General features: G+C 41.6%; 20 protein-coding genes and 2 tRNA genes. 10 read left to right on the plus strand and 12 right to left on the minus strand.

What is annotated here, in order from left to right:
* Positions 1-15: 15 nt before the first annotated feature.
* Both aqpZ and DS737_RS00975 read right to left on the minus strand, forming a co-directional pair.
* A complete protein-coding gene (gene aqpZ, locus DS737_RS00970) occupies positions 16-705 on the minus strand; it encodes an aquaporin Z (RefSeq protein WP_004641445.1) in 690 nt (229 codons plus the stop codon).
* Positions 706-878: 173 nt separating this feature from the next.
* The gene (locus tag DS737_RS00975; protein ID WP_042874522.1) at positions 879-1886 is read right to left on the minus strand and encodes an AraC family transcriptional regulator; all 1008 of its coding nucleotides are present in this window, start codon (positions 1884-1886) and stop codon (positions 879-881) included.
* A gap of 114 nt (positions 1887-2000) precedes the next feature.
* Between DS737_RS00975 and DS737_RS00980 the strand changes: the two genes are divergently transcribed.
* A complete protein-coding gene (locus tag DS737_RS00980; RefSeq protein WP_005087092.1) occupies positions 2001-2648 on the plus strand; it encodes a sterol desaturase family protein in 648 nt (215 codons plus the stop codon).
* A gap of 301 nt (positions 2649-2949) precedes the next feature.
* Here the strand turns inward: DS737_RS00980 and hisF are convergent, their stop codons facing one another.
* The gene (gene hisF / locus DS737_RS00985) at positions 2950-3708 is read right to left on the minus strand and encodes an imidazole glycerol phosphate synthase subunit HisF (RefSeq protein WP_004641438.1); all 759 of its coding nucleotides are present in this window, start codon (positions 3706-3708) and stop codon (positions 2950-2952) included.
* A gap of 112 nt (positions 3709-3820) precedes the next feature.
* Here hisF and DS737_RS00990 point away from each other — a divergent pair, with 112 nt between their 5' ends.
* From DS737_RS00990 to DS737_RS01000, 3 genes are read left to right on the plus strand one after another with little or no spacing between them, the layout of a single operon-like run.
* Positions 3821-4771: a homoserine kinase gene (locus tag DS737_RS00990; protein ID WP_113996563.1), complete on the plus strand. Its 951-nt coding sequence runs from the start codon at positions 3821-3823 to the stop codon at positions 4769-4771.
* A gap of 9 nt (positions 4772-4780) precedes the next feature.
* Complete coding sequence (locus tag DS737_RS00995) at positions 4781-5398, plus strand: DUF1294 domain-containing protein (RefSeq protein WP_113996564.1); 618 nt, start codon at positions 4781-4783, stop codon at positions 5396-5398.
* A gap of 36 nt (positions 5399-5434) precedes the next feature.
* A complete protein-coding gene (locus tag DS737_RS01000) occupies positions 5435-5827 on the plus strand; it encodes a DUF4870 family protein (RefSeq protein WP_017395074.1) in 393 nt (130 codons plus the stop codon).
* A gap of 36 nt (positions 5828-5863) precedes the next feature.
* On the opposite strand, the gene DS737_RS01005 is transcribed toward DS737_RS01000, so the two are convergent.
* The 6 genes from DS737_RS01005 to hisB all read right to left on the minus strand — a co-directional run bounded on the left by DS737_RS01005 (position 5864) and on the right by hisB (position 11252).
* Positions 5864-6748: a DMT family transporter gene (locus tag DS737_RS01005; RefSeq protein ID WP_113996565.1), complete on the minus strand. Its 885-nt coding sequence runs from the start codon at positions 6746-6748 to the stop codon at positions 5864-5866.
* Positions 6735-8189 (minus strand): SulP family inorganic anion transporter, encoded by a 1455-nt coding sequence (locus tag DS737_RS01010; RefSeq protein WP_113996566.1) that lies wholly within the window; start codon positions 8187-8189, stop codon positions 6735-6737. The genes DS737_RS01005 and DS737_RS01010 overlap by 14 nt, the downstream gene beginning before the upstream one ends.
* Positions 8190-8423: 234 nt before the next feature.
* Entirely contained in the window at positions 8424-9155 is a 732-nt protein-coding gene (gene hisA, locus DS737_RS01015) for a 1-(5-phosphoribosyl)-5-[(5-phosphoribosylamino)methylideneamino]imidazole-4-carboxamide isomerase (RefSeq protein ID WP_113996567.1), read from the minus strand.
* 167 nt (positions 9156-9322) lie between these two features.
* Positions 9323-9856, minus strand: coding sequence for a DUF805 domain-containing protein (locus DS737_RS01020; RefSeq protein WP_113996568.1), 534 nt, complete (start codon positions 9854-9856; stop codon positions 9323-9325).
* Between the two features lie 185 nt (positions 9857-10041).
* The gene (gene hisH / locus DS737_RS01025) at positions 10042-10659 is read right to left on the minus strand and encodes an imidazole glycerol phosphate synthase subunit HisH (protein WP_004641424.1); all 618 of its coding nucleotides are present in this window, start codon (positions 10657-10659) and stop codon (positions 10042-10044) included.
* Positions 10659-11252 (minus strand): imidazoleglycerol-phosphate dehydratase HisB, encoded by a 594-nt coding sequence (gene hisB, locus DS737_RS01030; protein ID WP_002116767.1) that lies wholly within the window; start codon positions 11250-11252, stop codon positions 10659-10661. Before hisB ends, hisH begins: the two co-directional genes overlap by 1 nt.
* A gap of 104 nt (positions 11253-11356) precedes the next feature.
* Here hisB and DS737_RS01035 point away from each other — a divergent pair, with 104 nt between their 5' ends.
* From DS737_RS01035 to DS737_RS01055, 5 genes are all read left to right on the plus strand, one after another.
* Positions 11357-11734, plus strand: a complete 378-nt coding sequence (locus DS737_RS01035; protein ID WP_004641423.1) for a GNAT family N-acetyltransferase — start codon at positions 11357-11359, stop codon at positions 11732-11734.
* Positions 11735-11835: 101 nt separating this feature from the next.
* A tRNA-Phe gene (locus DS737_RS01040) sits at positions 11836-11911 on the plus strand.
* Between the two features lie 135 nt (positions 11912-12046).
* Positions 12047-12122: transfer RNA gene (locus tag DS737_RS01045), tRNA-Phe, on the plus strand.
* A gap of 263 nt (positions 12123-12385) precedes the next feature.
* On the plus strand, positions 12386-12817 hold the full coding sequence (locus DS737_RS01050) for a hypothetical protein (protein WP_004641419.1): 432 nt from the start codon (positions 12386-12388) through the stop codon (positions 12815-12817).
* Between the two features lie 66 nt (positions 12818-12883).
* Entirely contained in the window at positions 12884-13603 is a 720-nt protein-coding gene (locus tag DS737_RS01055; protein ID WP_004641416.1) for a hypothetical protein, read from the plus strand.
* 135 nt (positions 13604-13738) lie between these two features.
* On the opposite strand, the gene DS737_RS01060 is transcribed toward DS737_RS01055, so the two are convergent.
* From DS737_RS01060 to ompR, 3 genes are all read right to left on the minus strand, one after another.
* Entirely contained in the window at positions 13739-15253 is a 1515-nt protein-coding gene (locus DS737_RS01060) for an acetyl-CoA hydrolase/transferase family protein (protein ID WP_113996569.1), read from the minus strand.
* 121 nt (positions 15254-15374) lie between these two features.
* Positions 15375-16829: an ATP-binding protein gene (locus tag DS737_RS01065; protein ID WP_004641411.1), complete on the minus strand. Its 1455-nt coding sequence runs from the start codon at positions 16827-16829 to the stop codon at positions 15375-15377.
* Positions 16830-16847: 18 nt separating this feature from the next.
* Entirely contained in the window at positions 16848-17612 is a 765-nt protein-coding gene (gene ompR, locus DS737_RS01070) for an osmolarity response regulator transcription factor OmpR (RefSeq protein WP_004641409.1), read from the minus strand.
* Between the two features lie 388 nt (positions 17613-18000).
* On the opposite strand from ompR, the gene DS737_RS01075 reads away from it, so the two are divergent.
* Positions 18001-20355, plus strand: a complete 2355-nt coding sequence (locus tag DS737_RS01075) for a Tex family protein (RefSeq protein WP_113996570.1) — start codon at positions 18001-18003, stop codon at positions 20353-20355.
* Positions 20356-20379: the final 24 nt, after the last annotated feature.

The following is a 20379-nucleotide window of genomic DNA, read 5'->3' on the forward strand; positions in this document are numbered from 1 at the left end:
GAACTTCATCATGATTTAGTTATTTTCACGTCCAACCAATTTATAGATCACAGCACCAATCACAGCACCGATAATTGGGGCAACCCAGAATAACCAAAGTTGACCTAAAGCCGCTGTTTCGGCAAAGAAAGCAACCCCTGTACTACGTGCAGGGTTTACAGATGTATTGGTCACTGGAATACTGATTAAGTGAATTAAGGTTAATGCCAAACCAATCGCGATAGGTGCAAAGCCAGCAGGTGCACGACGATCAGTTGCTCCCATAATGATGATTAAGAAGAATGCAGTTAATACCACCTCGATAATAAAGGCTGAGCCGAGTGAGAAATTATTTGGGGATAAATCACCAAAACCATTACTCGCGAAACCACCTGTACCTGCAAAGCCAGCTTGACCTTGGACAATGATGTAAAGCACCAAGGCTGCAACTGTTGCACCAATCACTTGTGAAATAATATATGGTGCGAGTTCTTTGGCTTCAAAACGACCACCCACCCACAAGCCAACGCTGACAGCAGGGTTAAAATGTCCTCCAGAAATATGCCCAAATGCATATGCACCTGTTAATACAGTAAGACCGAATGCAAGTGCTACGCCCGCAAAGCCAATACCAAGTTCTGGATAAGCTGCTGCTAAAACAGCACTACCACAACCACCAAAAACAAGCCAAAAGGTGCCTAGAAATTCTGCTAAATATTTGTTCATTGTTATCACCAAACCATGTATAAAAAATAAAAAAACATCCAAAAAAATTTATTATGGATTTTCTGATGACCTGTGAAAAAAATGTGAATTAATTCACACAGGTTCTACGCTCTTGTATAAATGCTGTAAAAACAATGAACAGTTGTGAAACCGTAAGTTTGAATTGAGTTTTATTACGAATTGTAAATTGTGTTGTTGTTCCGCCACTGTTGCGGTGTTTTCCCTGTCCAAAGCTTAAAAGCACGTTGAAAAGCACTTTGTTCCGAATAACACAGTAACAAGGCGATTTCTTGCAGACTAAGGTGGGGGTCTTTTAAATATTCTGTTGCCAACATAAAGCGAACTTGCTGAACACGTGCCTGAAACGTAGTGTCTTGTTGCTGCAAGTGTCGTTGAAGCTGTCGAACTGAAAGTCCTAGCTTTTCAGCAATAAAGTCAATTTGATATTGGTCCTTTTGCAGACCGGTCAGAATCGCATGCTGTAAACGTTGGTCGAGTTGTGTGGAGTTCGGGAGCTTTTCCAATAAGGCTTGGGCTTGTTGCAATAACAATTGCTGTAGTGTGTGATCACCTGTTTTTAGCGGTTTAAATGCTTCGGTCACGGGTAAAAGAAGCTGTGTTTTCGGTTGTTCAAAGCGGACTTTACAACGGAAATATTGCTCGTAAATATGTATGTTCTTGGGTGCAATATTGACGAAATGAACTTCGTGTAAATGAATTGTTTCGCCAGACATAAATAATTTGAGAAATTGCACCATTAAGGCAATCGCAATTTCATCTGTAAGTTGGGTGGGGTGAGGCTCTGGTGCTTCCCAACGGATAGATGCATAAGGATGATCAAACTCTACAATCAAGGGACTACCATCATAAATAAGACGATGAAAATCATGATAACGAGCCAACGCTTCGCCAAGGTTTTCACATGACAGTGCCAGATAAGCAATGATGCCTAAATGTTTGGGCTGAACATATTCAGCGATTTCCAGCCCTAAGGCGGTGGTGGGGTGTATGCGATTGAGGTCTTCCAGCAAATCTCGCCAAATGACATAATCGAAGCGTTCTTGATTTTGAACACGCTGTAATTGTTCTGGAATAGCGATATGTTTCGCTTCACAGTAGGCTTTTAATAAATGCCCTAAACCACCGAAAACAGAACCTGTATAGTTTTTGAGTTGAGACATCCTGTCCGTTCCCATCTTGTCGTGTTTTGTCAATATTAATATATCGTATCGTCAATACTTCGCCTATAAAAATTTATATCTTAAATAAGAAGAAGGAAATATCAGGAGAAAACCATGTTCAAGGGGTTCATCGCAGGTTTGGCAGTTGCCAATGCATTTGAGTGGTTTGCACATAAATATATTTTGCATGGGGTACACCGTCCAGGACAGCCACGTTATAGCCCTGTACCAAAAAGCATGGAGTCACACTGGGCACATCATCGTGAAGTCCGTAAACAGGAATTTTCGGATGAATGCTATGTACAAGGATTCGAACATTGGCGTACCCGTAACGAAGTGATGTCCTTGGCCGTTGTGGCTGGAGTGGCAAGTGTGGCGTTTTATCCATTTTCAAAAGGAATGTCACTCGCTGCACTTTATAGCGCTGGGAATTATTATTATGTACATCGTCGTGCGCATTTAGAGCCAGATTGGGCACGACGTACCATTCCTTGGCACTATGATCATCATATGAATTCAAATCAAGATGCCAATTGGTGTGTGACACGTCCTTGGTTTGACTATGTCATGGGAACGCGGGTGGTATCTTCTGCTGATTTAAAAGAAGCCAATCCACTTGGCTTGCCATTGCCAGCGCCTATTTCTAAAGTACTAACGCAAGCCATTGAATCCATTTTTCCTGCTAAATGGGTGGAGCAAAAACCAAAATTAGTGACTACCGCTCAGGTAAAGGACACCGAAACAGTATCAGTGGCATCTTGATGAAAAACGCAAAGAGGGTATTTTGGATAAAATATGATAATGACCATGTGCTTATGTCGTGAATTGTCAATAATATAGGATTTTACTGTCAATATTTACCACTTGATTATCGCTATGTTAGTGCAAGCAGCGTGAATGTTTCAGATTAATCCAGTGTTATTGTTGTTGAAGTTACCCTCTGGCGTTGTATAAACGCAGTTTCTATACCTTGCATAGCAAGGTATTTTTTTGACTAAAATTTCTCGAATAAAAAACCTCCCAAGCGATCATACTGGGAGGTTGCTGTTTATCACTTTAATGCTTATAAACGCATTTCAATACCTTGATCAGCTAGATATTGTTTCGCTTCTGGAATGGTATGTTGACCAAAGTGGAAAATAGAGGCTGCCAATACTGCATCTGCACCGCCTTTTAAAATACCATCAGCTAAGTGCTGTAAATTGCCAACGCCACCTGAAGCAATGGTTGGAATGCTGACACGATCATTGATCTGGCGCATCAAGGCAATATCATAGCCTGCTTTAGTGCCATCAGCATCCATACTGGTAATTAACAATTCACCCGCACCGAAGTCTGCCATTTTGACCGCCCATTCAATGGCATCGATACCTGTTGGCTTGCGGCCGCCATGGGTAAAGATTTCCCACTTATTTTCGCCTGTTTGCTTGGCATCGATTGCGACCACGATGCATTGTGCACCAAAACGTTGTGATGCTTCTTGAACAAACTCTGGGGTAAACACCGCCGCTGAGTTAATACTGACTTTATCCGCACCTGCGTTGAGCAATAAGCGAATATCCTCAACTTTACGGACACCACCGCCTACAGTTAAAGGAACGAAGACGCTTTCTGCCATTCGCTCTACGGTACGATAAGTCGTATCACGTCCATGATGGGTGGCAGTAATATCTAAAAAGGTAATTTCGTCGGCACCTTGTTCGTTATAACGACGAGCAACTTCTACAGGATCACCTGCATCACGAATATCAAGGAATTGAACGCCTTTGACGACTCGACCATTATCAACATCTAAGCAAGGGATAATACGTTTTGCGAGCATAAAATTTTCCAAAAAATCGCCAATAAAGAAAGGAGACCGACTTAGGTGCTACACCTTCATGGTGGGAAAGGGTATTCTATCAAACTTCACAGCTATTTTTTGCAGGTTTTCCATGTCGGTTTATACCCCGTTGAGTTTAGATGAAGTTCAAGCCTTTGCTGAGCCTTATGGTTTGGCAGTGATTGATCTGATTCCGATCCAAGGCGGTATCCAAAACACCAATTATTTTTTGGTGGATCAAACACAAAAGCAATATGTGTTAACGGTGTTTGAAGAGTTAGATGCGGAAGGTGCGGGTGAGTTGGTCCCTGTATTGGACTGTTTGGGTGAGGCAGGTGTTGCTGTCGCGGTGCCACTCAAGCACCATGGTCAAGCGATTCATAGTATTGCAAATAAACCCGCCCAAATTGCACCCCGTTTGATGGGCGTACATCCCGAAGATGCCACGATAGAACAGATTCAAGCGATCGCTCAAGCACAAGCAAAAATGCATTTGGCTTTAAAAAATTTTCCTTTAGTGCGTGATTTTAATCGCAATCATCAGTATTGGACTGAAGTTGCTGAACAGTTGAAACCTCACATGAATCAAGCGGATCAGGACTTATTGGCGCAGGTTTTTCAACAATTTGCAGACATTACTCAGCAGCATCCAGATCGACCAATAGGTTTTATTCATTCAGATTTGTTTCGAGACAATACGCTGTTTGAAGGCGATCAATTGCAGGGGATTTTAGATTTTTATGAGTTGAATCAGGATGAATGGCTATTTGATATTGCGATTAGTATCAATGACTTTTGTACTGCCTATCCGCAAGCTCATCTTGATCAAGCTAAAGCCGACGCATTCTTGCAAGCTTATCAAACGATTCGTATGCTCACCCAAGATGAGAAAGCGTGTTTGGATGTGTTTTTGGCGATGGCTGCATGCCGTTTTTGGAGTATGCGTTTGCAAGTTGCCCAAAAAAATGCCGAACATGGACGTACAGGTGGCGATATTTTGCAAAAAGATCCAATGGAAATGCGCATGATGTTGCAAGACCGTTTACAACAGATCACAGCTTAGGGAGACGTCATGCGAGATCAAGGTCGATTAGTTGAATGGTTTGATGAAAAAGGTTACGGTTTTATTCAACCCAATGATGCATTTAAAGATCGTGTTTTTTTACATATCAAAGACTTTGCTCGTCCTGGGCCTCGTCCTATCGTTGGTTGTGCGTTGGAATACCTTGTGATTTTGGATGAACGTGGGCGTTATCGTGCACAGCAAGTCACTTATTTGAAAGCATCGCAAGTGATTGAGCATAAGGCAGCACCGACCAAATCTCAGCAGAAACAGACATGGACACCGATGAAAATTGGAATCTTGGTCTATATTTGCTTTATGGTAATTGCCAGTTTAGCTAAATGGTTGCCGCCGTATAGCTTACTGTTTGTGAGTTTGATGAATGCACTAAGTTATTGGCTATATGCTCAAGATAAAGAAGCAGCGCAGTTGGGCAATCGTCGTGTACCTGAACAGACTTTACATATTGTCGATGCTTTGGGTGGATGGTGCGCTGGTTGGTACGCTCAGCAAAAACTGAGACATAAAACACAAAAACAACCGTTTCGTCAGATATATTTCTGTACCATAGCTTTTCATATATTGTTGATATGTTGGTTAATTTCTCCTCTTAATGTTTTTTACTAAATTAAGGGGAGTTGGTTCGTCCTGGAGAAATAAAAAATGAATTATTCTGTTGATCAAGATCCGAATCGCACCTTGACCTTAATTCTTTATGTTCTTTATATTATTGCGATTTTTACTGGTGGTTTGTTAGCAATCGTGGCTTTGATCATTAACTATGTCAAACGTCGTGATGTGCAAGGCTCAATTTTTGAGAGTCATTTTACATGGCAGATCCGCACTTTCTGGTGGTATCTGGCATGGAATATTATCGCCTTTATTCCGTTCCTTTTCCTGTTTTTTACAGGTGATAATCCGAACGTATTTGCAGGTGTTGCACTTTCTGCGGTTACATTCGCGTTTGCTGTGGTGTTCGTCGCATGGATTTGGATTGTGTATCGTGCCATTCGTGGTTTGATCGCACTCAATGATAATAAACCAATGTATTCGTAGTTTATTTTTAATTGAAGAATTGGTGAAGAGAGCTTTTTAGCTCTCTTTTTTATTTTCAAAGAATTTAAATTTCAATTCACTGATCAATACACCTAGAACTACGAGCAATCCACCAAACAAAGCCAACAGTGGTAAACGTTCACCAGCAATGCGTCCAAATAACCCTGCCCAAACGGGTTCACCCGCATAAATGATCGCAGCACGTGTTGGATCAACCATTTTCTGCGCCCAGTTCATAACAAATTGAATCAATGCGCTTGCAAGTCCTAAGCCAACGGCAATAAAGACCAGTGGCCATGAAAATGCAGGAAGTTGATGTTCACCAACAAGCGGCATGCAAGCAAATGACAAAACCGAGGCAACGATGAGTTGGACAACAGTGACACGTCTTAAATTGACCTTGCCAGCAAAAAAGCCAATCAAGATAATTTCTAAGGCAATCACAAATGCACAGATCAAGGTCAGGACTTGTCCATAACTCAAGGTGATACTCGAAAAACCATTACCGGTTAGCAACACCAAACCGATAAATGCCAAAGCTGTGCCGATCCATGTCATCAAAGCAGGGCGCTTCTGAAAAATAATCCACATTAAAATTGGAACCAAGGGGACATACAATGCCGTCAAAAAGGCGGATTCACTACTGAGTATACTTTGCAAACCAATGGTTTGTGTTCCATAGCCAATTGCGATCATGACTCCAATTGCTGTACCTGCAAAGGTTTCTTTTAAGGTTAAGCCTGTCATTGATTTTAATGAAATCAGGAGGATTGCGAATGCCGCCACTGCAAAGCGACAGCCAACAAAAAACATTGGCGTACTAAAATTCAGTGCATATTGCACCGCTAGAAATGTCCCGCCCCAAATGACGGTAATCAAAATAAGTGCCAATTGGGGGAGATAAGAGTTAGATTTTTGCATGTGTTCCATATTTATCAATCATGATTGAACTGGCTTCATTCAACCCTCGTACTGTGACATTGACCCCGTTTCTTTGGAACTTATTGACCACAGAATCCAACATTGCCACAGAGGTGACATCCCAAATATGAGAATGGGTTAAATCAATAATGACGTCATTGATATTTTCTTTAAAGTCAAAACCCTGCATGAACTTTTCTGCGGAGCTGAAAAAGATCTGTCCTTTGAGATCATAAACACGGGTTGAGCCTTCGAGGTGGCGTTCTACACGAATATCATTTTCCAATTTATTGGCAAGGAACAAGGCAGAAAGCAGCACACCAGTAAGTACCCCAAGTGCAAGATTATGGGTTGCCACAACAACGATCACGGTTGCGATCATCACAATGTTACTACTTTGCGGATTTTCTTTAAAACTGGTGAGCGACTTCCATTCAAAGGTACTGATTGAGACCATAATCATGACAGCAACTAAGGCCGCCATTGGAATAACTTTCAGCCAATCACTAATAAATACCACCAAAATCAGAAGGAAAACACCTGCTGAAAAGGTAGATAACCGTGTTAAACCACCAGATTTGACGTTAATCATGGATTGCCCAATCATGGCACAACCTGCCATACCCCCCATAAAACCTGAAGCGATATTGGCAATACCTTGACCTTTACACTCTTGAAACTTATCACTCGGCGTATCTGTCATTTCATCCACAATCGTGGCGGTCATCATGGACTCAAGTAAACCGACTGCCGCAAGTGCAATCGAATAGGGCAAGATGATCGTCAATGTTTCAAGGTTTAAAGGGATATCAGGTAACAAAAATACTGGAAGGGTATCTGGTAATTGCCCCATATCCCCAACGGTGCGAACATCAATACCGAAGCTAATCGCGAGCAGGGTAATGATGATGATACACATCAATGGAGAAGGAATTAATTTGCCGATTTTCGGCAGTAAAGGAAATAAATAGATGATTGCTAAACCAAATGCAACCAAGGCATACACATACCAAGTCACATTAATCAGTTCAGGAAGCTGCGCCATAAAAATGAGAATAGCAAGCGCATTCACAAAGCCAATCACCACAGATTTGGAGACAAATCGCATTAACTTTGCCAGTTTTAAATAACCCGCAATGATTTGAATCACTCCAGTCAGGATGGTGGCAGCAAGTAAATATTCTAAACCATGCTCTTTGACTAAAGTGACCATAAGTAAGGCCATTGCACCTGTGGCAGCGGAGATCATGCCCGGTCTTCCGCCGACAAATGAGATCACGACTGCGATACAAAAAGAAGCGTATAAACCAATTTTGGGATCGACACCCGCGATGATGGAAAATGCAATCGCTTCGGGGATCAGGGCCAAGCCGACCACAAGACCCGCCAGCACATCGCCACGGATATTAGAGAACCATTGTTCTCGTACATTGGAAAACATAGAAATAGCCTATTTCATTAAAAATATAAAAGGCTAGTGATGTGATATATAACAAACACACGACTACACCACATCACTAGACAGTGATGAGTTATTTACAAAAGGGGGCTGTAAAAACTAGGGTGGCGTAAGTGTCATTATAAAATTGGAGAGTAAGATAAAAATCGGTACAAGGATAACATTTAAGCTTAAAAAGCTCTAGCCATTATTTAAATCACTAGAGCTCTTGATCAATTATAAACGATCTTCATCCAACAATAACTGAGCATCACGAAGGCTTAATGTACCTTCATAAATCGCACGTCCTGTGATCGCGCCTAAAATGCCTTTTTGGCCTTTTAAATTACGCACGTCATCTAGGTTGGTTACACCGCCTGAAGCGATCACCGGTAAGCCAGAATATTGCGCTAGGTTCACGGTTTGCTCTACGTTGACCCCTTGCATCATGCCATCACGTGCAATATCAGTGTAAACGATGCTAGATACACCGGCATCTGCAAAACGTTTCGCTAAATCAGTGGCTTTTACATCGGTGACATTTGCCCAACCATCAGTTGCGACCATACCATTGATTGCATCAATACCAACGATGATATGACCTGCAAAACGCTTACATGCTTCGTCCACGAACGCAGGATCTTGAACTGCTTTAGTTCCAATAATCACAAACGAGACACCCGCTTCTAAATAGTGCTCGATCGTTTCGAGTGAGCGAATCCCACCGCCGATCTGAATTGGAAGTTCAGGTTGTGCACGCGCAATCGCTTCGACAACTGGTTTATGAATCGGTGTACCTGCGAAAGCACCATTTAAATCAACTAAGTGTAATCGACGTGCACCTTCATTGACCCAGTGCTGTGCTGTTGCGACAGGATCATCAGAGAAAACGGTATCGTCTTCCATACGACCTTGTTTTAAACGAACACATTTGCCATCTTTCAGGTCAATTGCAGGGATGATTAGCATGCTTTCGCTCCTTGCGCCATCATGGAGTTTAAATTGGCTACATATTAGCAAAGTATTGTTCAATCGCTAAGCTTTGGATGTTAGACGACTGCATCTTTCTTTAGAATTTGTGTTCATAAAAAAGCCAAGCATCATAGCTTGGCTGGGTGAAGTGGTGATAAAGAATGTTATTCAGCGTCGTACTGTTGATATTGCATTTGAATTTGTTGGCTTCGCTCAACATAACTTTGATAAGCTGGGATTGCAGTAGCCGCTAAAAATACAATACTAAGTGGTAAAAGGATAATATATATCCATGCTAATACTTTTTCCCACCCTTTCGTGATACGAGGAGCGCCATATGTATTAGAATCTGGGTTGCCCTTCGCACAAATTAAATAAATGAAAAATAAGAAGTTTATTAATGGGATAAGCATTAAAAGTGATAGCCAGCCTGTTTGATTGCGGTCATGTAAACGGCGAATTGAAAAAACGAAGCTGAAGTAGATCATGGCTATGTAAACAATAACAAAGAGTCCACCTAAGATATATATAGCTGAACTTGTTGATGAAGTATCAAAAGCAGGGATAAATATTGCAGCGATAATACCTAAAATGAATACGAAGACTGTGAGTAACATATTCCAGCCTAAATAAGATAGTCGGCCAAAACGTCCACTTGCACTAAAACCCGAATCATTTGTTTGAAGTTGAGATGACATTTTATTTTCCTGTAGTCGCTGATTTTTTAAAATTAAATTTTTAAAAGATAACTTATTTGGTTTTTATTCAAAGCGTTTGCATAATAAGCAAAAAATAATTGAAAATAAATACAAAAGCCTATAAAAAAATCAAGCCGACATAAAGTGGCTTGATTTTGAATATTTAAAAAATATTTTGAAAAGAATTAAATCTTCCATTCCACAAAGTTTTTCAACAACTGCAAACCAGCGGTATGGCTTTTTTCAGGGTGGAATTGAGTGGCAAATAAATTATCTTTGTGAATCGCAGTACAGAAGTTCACCCCATAATCACAAGTTGCCGCAATCACTGACGAGTCATTTGGTTCAACATAATAACTATGGACAAAATAAAAACGCGCATCTTGTTCGATGTTGTTCCACATCGGATGGCTTGGGTCAAGTTGATGTACTTGATTCCAGCCCATGTGAGGGACTTTTAAATTTGGCATTTCTGGAAAATGCTTCACCACACCATCAAAAATTCCAAGTGCATCCACACCACCATTTTCTTCTGATGTTTGCAATAAGGCTTGCATGCCTACACAAATTGCGAGAACAGGCTTGTTAAAAGCAGCCTGACGGACCACTTCATCAATTCCAGCTTCGTGCATGCCTTGCATACAGTCACGCATTGCGCCTACACCTGGAAATACGATTTTATCTGCTTTCGCAACTAACTTAGGATCATTAGTGACATCAACAGTTGCACCGACATGTTCGAGTGCTTTCGCAGCAGAATGTAAATTGCCCATGCCATAGTCAAGTAAAGCAATACGAGTCATTACAAACTACCTTTGGTTGATGCAATGGTATTTTCCGCACGAGGATCTACTTCACATGCCATACGTAACGCACGTGCCAATGCTTTAAACACGCTCTCAATTTGGTGGTGGCTGTTTTTACCTTTCAGGTTATCAATATGCAAGGTCATCAGTGCGTGATTGACAAAACCTTGGAAAAATTCTGAGAATAAGTCGACATCGAATGTTCCGATACGTGCGCGAGTAAATGGAATATCCATAAACAAACCAGGGCGACCAGAAAGATCAACCACAACACGAGATAAGGCTTCATCTAAAGGTGCATAAAAATGACCGTAGCGTTTTAAACCTTTTTTATCGCCTAAAGCTTGAGCAAAGGCTTGTCCCAAGGTGATTCCACAATCTTCAACAGTATGGTGATCATCGATTTCTAAGTCGCCATCGCAATGAATATCGATATCAAATAGACCATGGCGCTTGATTTGATCAATCATATGGTCTAAAAATGGAACTCCAGTGTTGAGTGTGCCTTGACCAGTACCATCGAGATTGAGACGAACTCGAATTTTTGTTTCGTTGGTATTTCTTACCACTTCACTGATACGTTGCGTCATGGACACGTTCCTCAAAAAACGTCAAAAATGATTGAATTAAAAACCAATAGTTTCGCTGTGACGAAAAAGTGACAGCATCATAGTTTGCTCAGGAGGGTTAATCAATGCCTATTAGCGTACATGCTTACAGTTCACTAGAAAATCTAGGAATTCGCACCCAGCTAGAGCGACTTTATGACACCAGCCCAGAGTTTGGTGATGGGCAAGATGCAATGGAGCAACTTGAACAAAATCTACAGCAATATACCACAGTTTATACCGCTGAATTTAACAGCAAAATTATAGGTGCAATTTGGGTGACAGGACAAGGTGAAAGCCGTGTTTTGGAATATGTGGTGGTGCATCCTGCAAATCGTGGTCGTGGTGTGGCAGAACGCCTTGTAGAAGAGGTGTGTCGTATAGAGGAAGAACAAGGGGTGAAATTGTTTGAACCAGGGTGTGGTGCAATTCATCGTTGCTTATCGCATATTGGTAAAATTTAAATCGCTTGGATAATGGGTTGCAGTAAAATTAAGCGCTCAATCGAAAAATCCATAAATATACTTGACGGATTTTGACAAACATTGTTTAATACGCCCACTTTGGCGCGATAGCTCAGTCGGTAGAGCAACGGATTGAAAATCCGTGTGTCCCCAGTTCGATCCTGGGTCACGCCACCATAGATTCAAATTTCAATCCCTGATCCCATCAGGGATTTTTTTTGCCTAGTGCTTGTCTGAAAAATAAGCATTTAAATCAAAAGCTCATGATATTGATTGACTATTTTGGCTAGATACGGCTTAATACACGCCATTGGCGCGATAGCTCAGTCGGTAGAGCAACGGATTGAAAATCCGTGTGTCCCCAGTTCGATCCTGGGTCACGCCACCATATTCAAAAAGCCTCAAACAAAAGTTTGGGGCTTTTTTTATTGCTTTGACTGATATTAGAAAAATGATTTTTAACCCTTTGATTAATTTATTTTGTTGATTAATCATGTATCTTTGAGCTAATCTTCGGCTTGTATTTCGCTGAGTATGCTTATGTGAAACGATGTGAATTCAAAAAATAATAAGCGTGCGGAATTAAAAACTTGAGTGCAACAACTCAAACAAACAAAACTTTTAATTAGATAAAATGATAAAGGCCTTAATATGTTATCCAAAATCAAATTAGCGACTGCTGCATTATTGTTAGGTGCTTTAACGGCATGTGGAGGAGGAGATGGTGATGATTTTAACTCTTCTTTCTCTAAAACCATTACTAAAAATGGGGTGACCTATGTTTGTAAATCGCAGTCTGCTGCCAATGCGTGTGAAAATAATAACGATTGTACCGCCTGTGAGACCTCAACACCGGGTGCTGTGATTACTGCACAGTGTGTCACAGGGGCTGGCACAGTCAAAGCGACTGAAAATGGATGTATCGCAACCATTGGTAACGCGCAACAAACCAATGTCTGTTCTGGAACTGCATTGAAAATGCTAACAGGCATAGGTCATACCAAACAGAAAGTAATTGCTGAAGGCGCAACATTTAGTAAGGGTAGCGCCGTATTAAATGGCATTAAAGTGAGCTGTAGCTAACTTACTCATTAAATATATTGATGAAAATTAAAGGTGACGCGCTCACCTTTAATTTTGGGGTCCATCATGGAAAAGTATTTATATATTTTGTTCTTAGTCGTTGGCTTTGGTCTAGGGTATTTAGTGGCTGATTTTAAGCAAATCATCCCTTCATCTGCGCCACTCGATAAACATGCAAAGAGTACATCGATGGTCGTTAACGATTTACAAGCAATCGTCGCTTCAGTGCCATCACCGATAACCAACAGCGCAGCATCATCAATTAAGACCTTGTCAGAGCAGCAACGCGAACAAGTGTCTAAGATTATTGAACATGCATCTGAACAGCAAATCGATGAATATTTAAATAAAGCTTTTCCCAAACAGGATTTCACTGCGATCCAAAATAAAAAATTGTTTGCTCAACGGGCTTTAGAAGAATTGAGTTCGCATAATGATCAACAGACTTTATCTGGTCGTTTAGTGTTAGGACGTACCCCTGTGATGCCGCAAATCTCTGAGGATTTGAGTCAGATCCATTCAAATCAGAGTATTTTTGCGCATTTTGATACTTTGGGTAAGTTCCCCGCGGATGAGCAAATATTTATTCGTTGGTTAAACCGTGACACTGGCGAAGTGTTGATGTTTACGCCACGAAAGATTACTCAAGATGTTTCCCAGAACTGGGTAAGTGCTGCGCCTCCAACCGGATGGCAAATAGGTACTTATGATGTCAAGGTTTATCAAATGCATGATCAACTTAAGCCGATTGCTCAGGCAAGTTATCGGATTGTTGAGATTTTATAAGCGTGTATCTGTTTATAGATGCAGTAAACTCTAAGTTTGTTGGTTTTGTTGATGATTTCGAGGGTGAATGCTATCGAATAACGCTAAATACAAAAGAAGTCGCTATGTAGGACTTCTTTATTGTAGAGGTTGTTTTTAAGCTGTTTTAGCGACTTGAAAAGCGTTGAGCATATGGCCTGTTTCTTCAAAGTTGGCATGCCATGACAGCGCTTCACGCAAAATATGGGGCGTATGCCCGCCACGCTCACAAGCACGATCAAAATAGTCATTCAATGCTGCTTGATACAGTGGATGTACGCAATGATCGATAATCACGCGTGCACGTTCACGTGGTGCTAAGCCTCGCAAATCTGCTAATCCTTGCTCGGTCACTAAAATATCTACATCATGTTCACAATGATCGACGTGGCTTGCCATAGGGACAATTGACGAAATATCACCGCCTTTAGCAATGGACTTGGTCACAAAAATAGCCAAGTGTGCATTACGTGCAAAATCACCTGAACCTCCAATTCCATTCATCATTTTTGTGCCGCAAACATGCGTTGAGTTTACGTTTCCATAAATGTCAAACTCAAGCGCAGTATTGATCCCAATAATGCCTAAACGTCGTACGATTTCTGGATGGTTTGAAATTTCTTGGGGGCGCAATACCAACTTGTCTTTGTATTGTTCCAAATAACCAAAAACACGTTCGCCGCATTTTGTAGAAAGCGTAATCGAGCTGCCTGAGGCAAACTTGATTTTCCCTGCATCAATGAGTTCAAAAGTACAGTCTTGAAGTACTTCTGAGTACATGACTAAATCTTCAAATGGAGAGTCTTTTAGACCCGTTAGCACAGCGTTGGCAATTGAACCAATGCCAGCTTGTAATGGCCCTAAATTTTTAGCCAAACGCCCCGCTTCAACTTCTTTTTCAAAGAATGAAATTAGGTGATTTGCAATCGCCTGTGTTTCTACATCTGGTGCAGTCACTGTGGATGGAGAGTCCGCCGTATCATTGAAAACAATTCCTGCAATTTTAGCGGGATCAATCGGGATCGCTGTAGAGCCAATACGATCATCGACTTGGGTTAGCGGTACTGGTGTGCGTGTTGGACGATAGGTTGGGATATAAATATCATGTAAACCTTCAAAGTTCTCACTTAATGAGGTATTGATTTCGACAATTACTTTTTCTGCAAAAATCGCAAAACTTGCCGAATTACCCACAGACGTGGTCGGAACGATATGTCCCTGTTCAGTAATCGCAACCGCTTCGATGATGGCAATATCTGGACGTTTAAGCTGTTGATTACGCATCTGTTCAACAGTTTCAGATAAGTGTTGGTCGACAAACATAACTTCGCCATTGTTGATGGCACGACGTAAGGTGCTATCCACTTGGAAGGGCATGCGACGCGCCAAGACACCTGCTTCAGTCAACTGCTTGTCTAAATCGTTGCCTAAACTTGCACCGGTAATTAATGTGATTTTTAACGGATTTTTTTTGGCGCGATTGACTAGTGCTTGCGGAACGGCTTTTGCCTCACCTGCACGCGTAAAACCGCTCATGCCAACTGTCATATCATTTTCAATAAAGTTGGAAGCCTCATCAGCACTCATAACTTTGTTATGTAGGCTGTGAAGGCGAATGCGACTTAGTGACATCATCCATTCTCAATGTTGCTTTTTATCAGCAATGGATTTTAGACCTAAAATGTGAAAAGTGTATTGAATTTAGGCTAAGGTCTAAGGTGAATAACAATATATTTGATCAAAAATTGTCTGATTAAAAGTGCCCTGTTAGTGTTTGTCTAATTTTATCAATAGTATTACTTTGTGGTTCATCTGATTCAGGTGATGGGATCGGTAATGAAATCACGACTTCTAAACCACCTTGTTCACGGTTACGAATATTGATCTGACCTTGGTGAATATCCACAATTCGTTTCACGATTGCCAATCCGAGCCCACTACCTTGGATTGTTCGTGCCGAATTACCACGAACGAAAGGTTGCATCAGTTCTTCAACTTGATCCGGTGGAATACCCTCACCATGATCCGCAACAGTAATCAGAATATGGTCATCGACATGGCTTGCTGATAGTTCAATTGGTTCTGAGCCATAGCGTTTAGCGTTATTCAATAAATTTGCAATCAATCGTTTTAATGACAAGCTGCGTGCAGGAATAATCGGCAATTCTTGCATTTCAAACTGGATGTCGAGAGGCTGGAATTGCACCACCAGTTCTTGTAATAAAGTATTGATATTGGTGTCGCTGAGTTCCTCATCCGAACCATCACGCATATACGAGATGAATTGATTTAGGATCGCATCCATATCATCGACATCGTATACCAGACCTTCACGCAGAAACTCATCAGGTAACATTTCCGCGGTGAGACGGATACGTGTTAGTGGTGTACGTAAGTCATGTGAGATACCTGCAAGCATGATTTGACGATCACGTTCGGTCTGCTCAAGCGTATACACCATATGATTAAAAGCTTGATTGACCTGACGAATCTCCAGTGGGCCGTGATTGGTATCTAAATAAGGGGCTTTGCCCGTCTTACTGTAGGTATTCGCCGCATTTTGTAGTCGTCGTAATGGACGATTCATCTGACGAACCAAAATAAGGATAATAATCGAAGAAAGAATCGGCACACCAAATAGCCACGTTGCGATCAGTTCAACGCTGTAGTTGGCATAGGTTTTTAATGGCTCGCGTACCCAGTTGCCATTCATTTCTGGGGTTTGAATCCAGATCCTTGGAATCGGTTTAAATTTAAAATAGACAGTAACGTCATCTACACCTAATTCTTTGGCTAGTTTTTCCTCGATTTGATTGGTGAATAGTTCAGCTAGAAACTTATCTTCAACTTTTGGAAACTCTTTAGGATCAGTAATGTATTCAATGCCGATCCGATTTTTAAGCCATGTATCCACATCGACTTCGGTATCACGATGCAAAATACGGATATCAGGATTGTTAACGAGCTCAAGTTCAATTGCGAGATAGCGTGCATGTTGCTGTAATTCAGGTAAATATAAGGTACGCCAAAAGAACCATAACGACATAAAAAGACTGAAAAAAACCATGAGCAGTACCAAGATCGTGGTACGCATGGCTGCGGAACGAGGTTTGATTTTATCTAAAAAGCGTTCCCATTTGGTCCGTGGCCGCTCTGAATAGGCCACGAAATCAGTAAACTCTTGTGGGTCGATAGGTTCAAGTTTCAACGTCTAAATTTCCTGAACTTATTCAGCACCATCTGGAACAAATACATAGCCTACACCCCAAACGGTTTGGATGTAGCGAGCACGAGCAGGGTTGTCTTCAATTAAGCGGCGTAAGCGAGAAACCTGAACGTCAATTGAGCGTTCCATGGCACCCCATTCACGACCGCGGGCTAAGTTCATTAACTTATCACGGGTTAAGGGTTCGCGTGGATGCTGAACCAATGCTTTTAATACTGCGAATTCACCTGTGGTTAAGGTGACGACCTGACCTTCACGCGTTAAGGTACGGGTAGATAGATCAAGTGCCCACGGACCAAAGCTGACTACTTCAACTTGTTGGCTCGGTGCGCCTGGAACTTCGCGAACTTGGCGACGTAACACCGCGCGGATACGTGCAAGTAACTCATTTGGGTTAAATGGCTTTGGTAAATAATCATCAGCACCCGCTTCTAAGCCTGCAATACGATCCGAGTCGCTGCCACGTGCTGTCAGCATGATGATCGGAGTATCAATATTGGATTGGCGCAAACGACGGCAAATACTGAGACCATCTTCAACAGGTAACATAAAATCAAGAACAATCAGCGAGAATAATTCGCGTTGTAGCAAACGATCCATTTGTGTTGCGTCATGGGCAGTTTTAACGACGAAACCTTTGTCTTCGAGGAAGCGTTGTAAAAGCGTACGCAAACGCACATCGTCATCGACCACTAAAATGCGTTCGACGCGGTCTGTTTCATGCTGAACAGTTTCCGTCGATTCGGCAGGTACAACTAAACTCATGCTGTGCTCCTTTATCGTTTATTGTCATCGTCTTTATGCAATGCTATATGAAGTATTGATAATTCAATTATGAAGTATCCGTAGACCCACGAGTATACGATTCATTGCACAGATTTGACTATGTTATAAAGCAACAAATATTGCCAATAAAATCAAGAGAAAGATACCAAATATATACAGGTAAAATTATGACAATCAATCTATTTTTCAATAGATAGGCAAAAAAAGCACGGTATTTTAGAAACATTGGTGAATTAGCATAAACTGTAGGCTTTTTCAGAAAAGAATGGGGCCTGTGCACAATATTTTAAAAAAACAATAGTGGATTTTATGGTCATGGACTTTATAATCAGTGCTTTTAGACTTAACCCTTGTGGAATCAATCACGATGACTGACATAGTTCAGCAGTTGGCAAATGAACTTGCCGTACGTCCAAACCAAGTAGAAGCTGCTATTCGTTTAATTGATGAAGGCGCCAGTGTTCCTTTTATCGCACGTTACCGTAAAGAGGTCACACAAGGCTTAGACGATACCCAATTGCGCCAACTCGATACACGTTTAACGTATTTGCGTGATTTATACGAACGTCGTGAAAAAGTGATTCAGTCTTTAACAGAACAAGATAAATTAAGTGATGATTTATTGGCACGTGTTAATGCGGCAGAAACCAAAAATGCATTAGAAGAAATTTACGCGCCATATCGACCAAAACGCACCAGTAAATCTTTTAAAGCAAAAGAAGCGGGTTTAGGTCCGATCGCAGAAAAAATTATTGCTGAACAAATTGACCCAACCGAAGCATTGGCTGGTTTTAGCCATGAAGATTATCCAGATGTTGAAAGCCAACTGGATGCGATTCAACATATCTTGATTGACGATTGGGCGCAAAATATTGCGTTGACCACTGAATTAAAACAAACCTTCGCTAAAACTGCGGTCTTGAAAAGTGCAGTGGCTTCTGAAGAGAAGAAAGAAGTCGGTAAGAAATTCCGTGATTATTTTGAGTTTTCAGAGAACTTAAACAAAGTACCTTCACATCGTTTATTGGCGATGTTACGTGGTCGTCAAGAAAATGTCTTAGGCTTAAAAGTGGATGGTGAAGATGATGCACCATTAGCACGTATTGAGACTGAGTATAATCTTGAACAAATTCAACCACAAAGCCGTCATGATTATTTGAAGCAAACTGCAAAACTATTCTGGCTGGGTAAAGTACGTCCACAAATTGAGCACTCATTACTCACGGATAAGCGTTTGGCTGCTGAAGCTGAAGCGATGGATGTATTTGCAGAAAACTTACGCCATTTGTTACTTTCTGCACCAGCAGGTAGCCGCACGACATTGGGTGTGGATCCTGGTATTCGTACAGGCGTGAAGCTTGCTGTGGTGAGTGATGCGGGTGATGTTCTGGCACACAGCACCATTTATCCTTTCGCACCGAAAGAAGACAAGGAAGGTTCTATTACCGAACTCGCGCGTTTATGCAGAGAGTTCCACGTGGAACTTATTGCGATTGGTAACGGCACCGCAAGTCGTGAAACCGAAGCAGTGGTTGCAGAAATGATGGCAGCAAACACGGATCTGAAATTAACACGTATCACTGTGAGTGAAGCAGGAGCATCAGTTTACTCTGCAAGTGAACTGGCTGCACAAGAGCTTCCAGAACTTGATGTGTCAATCCGTGGTGCGGTTTCAATTGCGCGCCGTTTACAAGATCCATTGGCTGAGCTGGTAAAAATTGACCCTAAATCAATTGGTGTTGGTCAATATCAGCATGATGTGAATCAAACAGGTTTAGCAAAAACATTGGATGCTGTGGTTGAAGACTGTGTGAACGCGGTCGGTGTTGATGTAAATACCGCATCTCCAGCGATTTTGGCATATATTGCAGGCTTGAACAAAGCGATTGCACAGCAAATCGTTGAATACCGTAAAGAGCATGGTCGTTTTGATAACCGTCAAGCGTTGAAAAAAGTACCACGTTTAGGTGAGCGTACTTTTGAACAATCAGCAGGCTTCTTACGTGTTCAAAATGGTTCTGAACCATTAGATGCGTCAGCAGTCCACCCTGAAAGTTATGGTCTAGTCGAAAAAATCGTTGCAGCAAAAGCAACCACGGTAAAAGACATCATTGGCAATACTGAAATCATTCGTCAAGTGAAAGCAGAAGAGTTTGTTGATGACAAATTCGGTTTACCAACCATTCAAGACGTTTTAGCAGAATTGGAAAAACCAGGTCGTGATCCTCGTCCAGAATTCCGCACTGCCAAGTTCCGTGAAGACATTACTGAAGTTGCTCAACTCACTGAAGGCATGCAGCTTGAAGGTGTAGTGACCAATGTGACCAACTTCGGTGCATTCGTGGATGTGGGTGTACATCAAGATGGTTTAGTGCATATTTCTGAACTTGCAAATGAATTTGTTTCTGATCCACATAAAGTGGTGAAACCAGGTCAAATCGTGCAAGTCCGTGTGATGCAGGTGGATGTGGAGCGTAATCGCGTCAACTTGAGTATGCGTGCAGAAGGTTCTGCGCCTGCTAAAGCACCACGCCAGCAACGTGCACAGCAGGATCGTCCTGAACGTTCAGAGCGTAAGCCACAAGGTCAACGTCCACCACGTAAAGACGGTGACTTTAAGCGTCCGCAACATAACAAGCCAAAAAATGACAAGCCACAAGAGCAAAAAATTGGTGGTTTGGGTGCCTTGTTATTACAAGCTGGCATTAAAGGATCTAAATAATCTAATCTAGCCCACTTACAAAAC

The sequence above is a fragment of the Acinetobacter haemolyticus genome (assembly GCF_003323815.1).
In the GTDB taxonomy this organism is placed as follows: Bacteria; Pseudomonadota; Gammaproteobacteria; order Pseudomonadales; family Moraxellaceae; genus Acinetobacter; species Acinetobacter haemolyticus.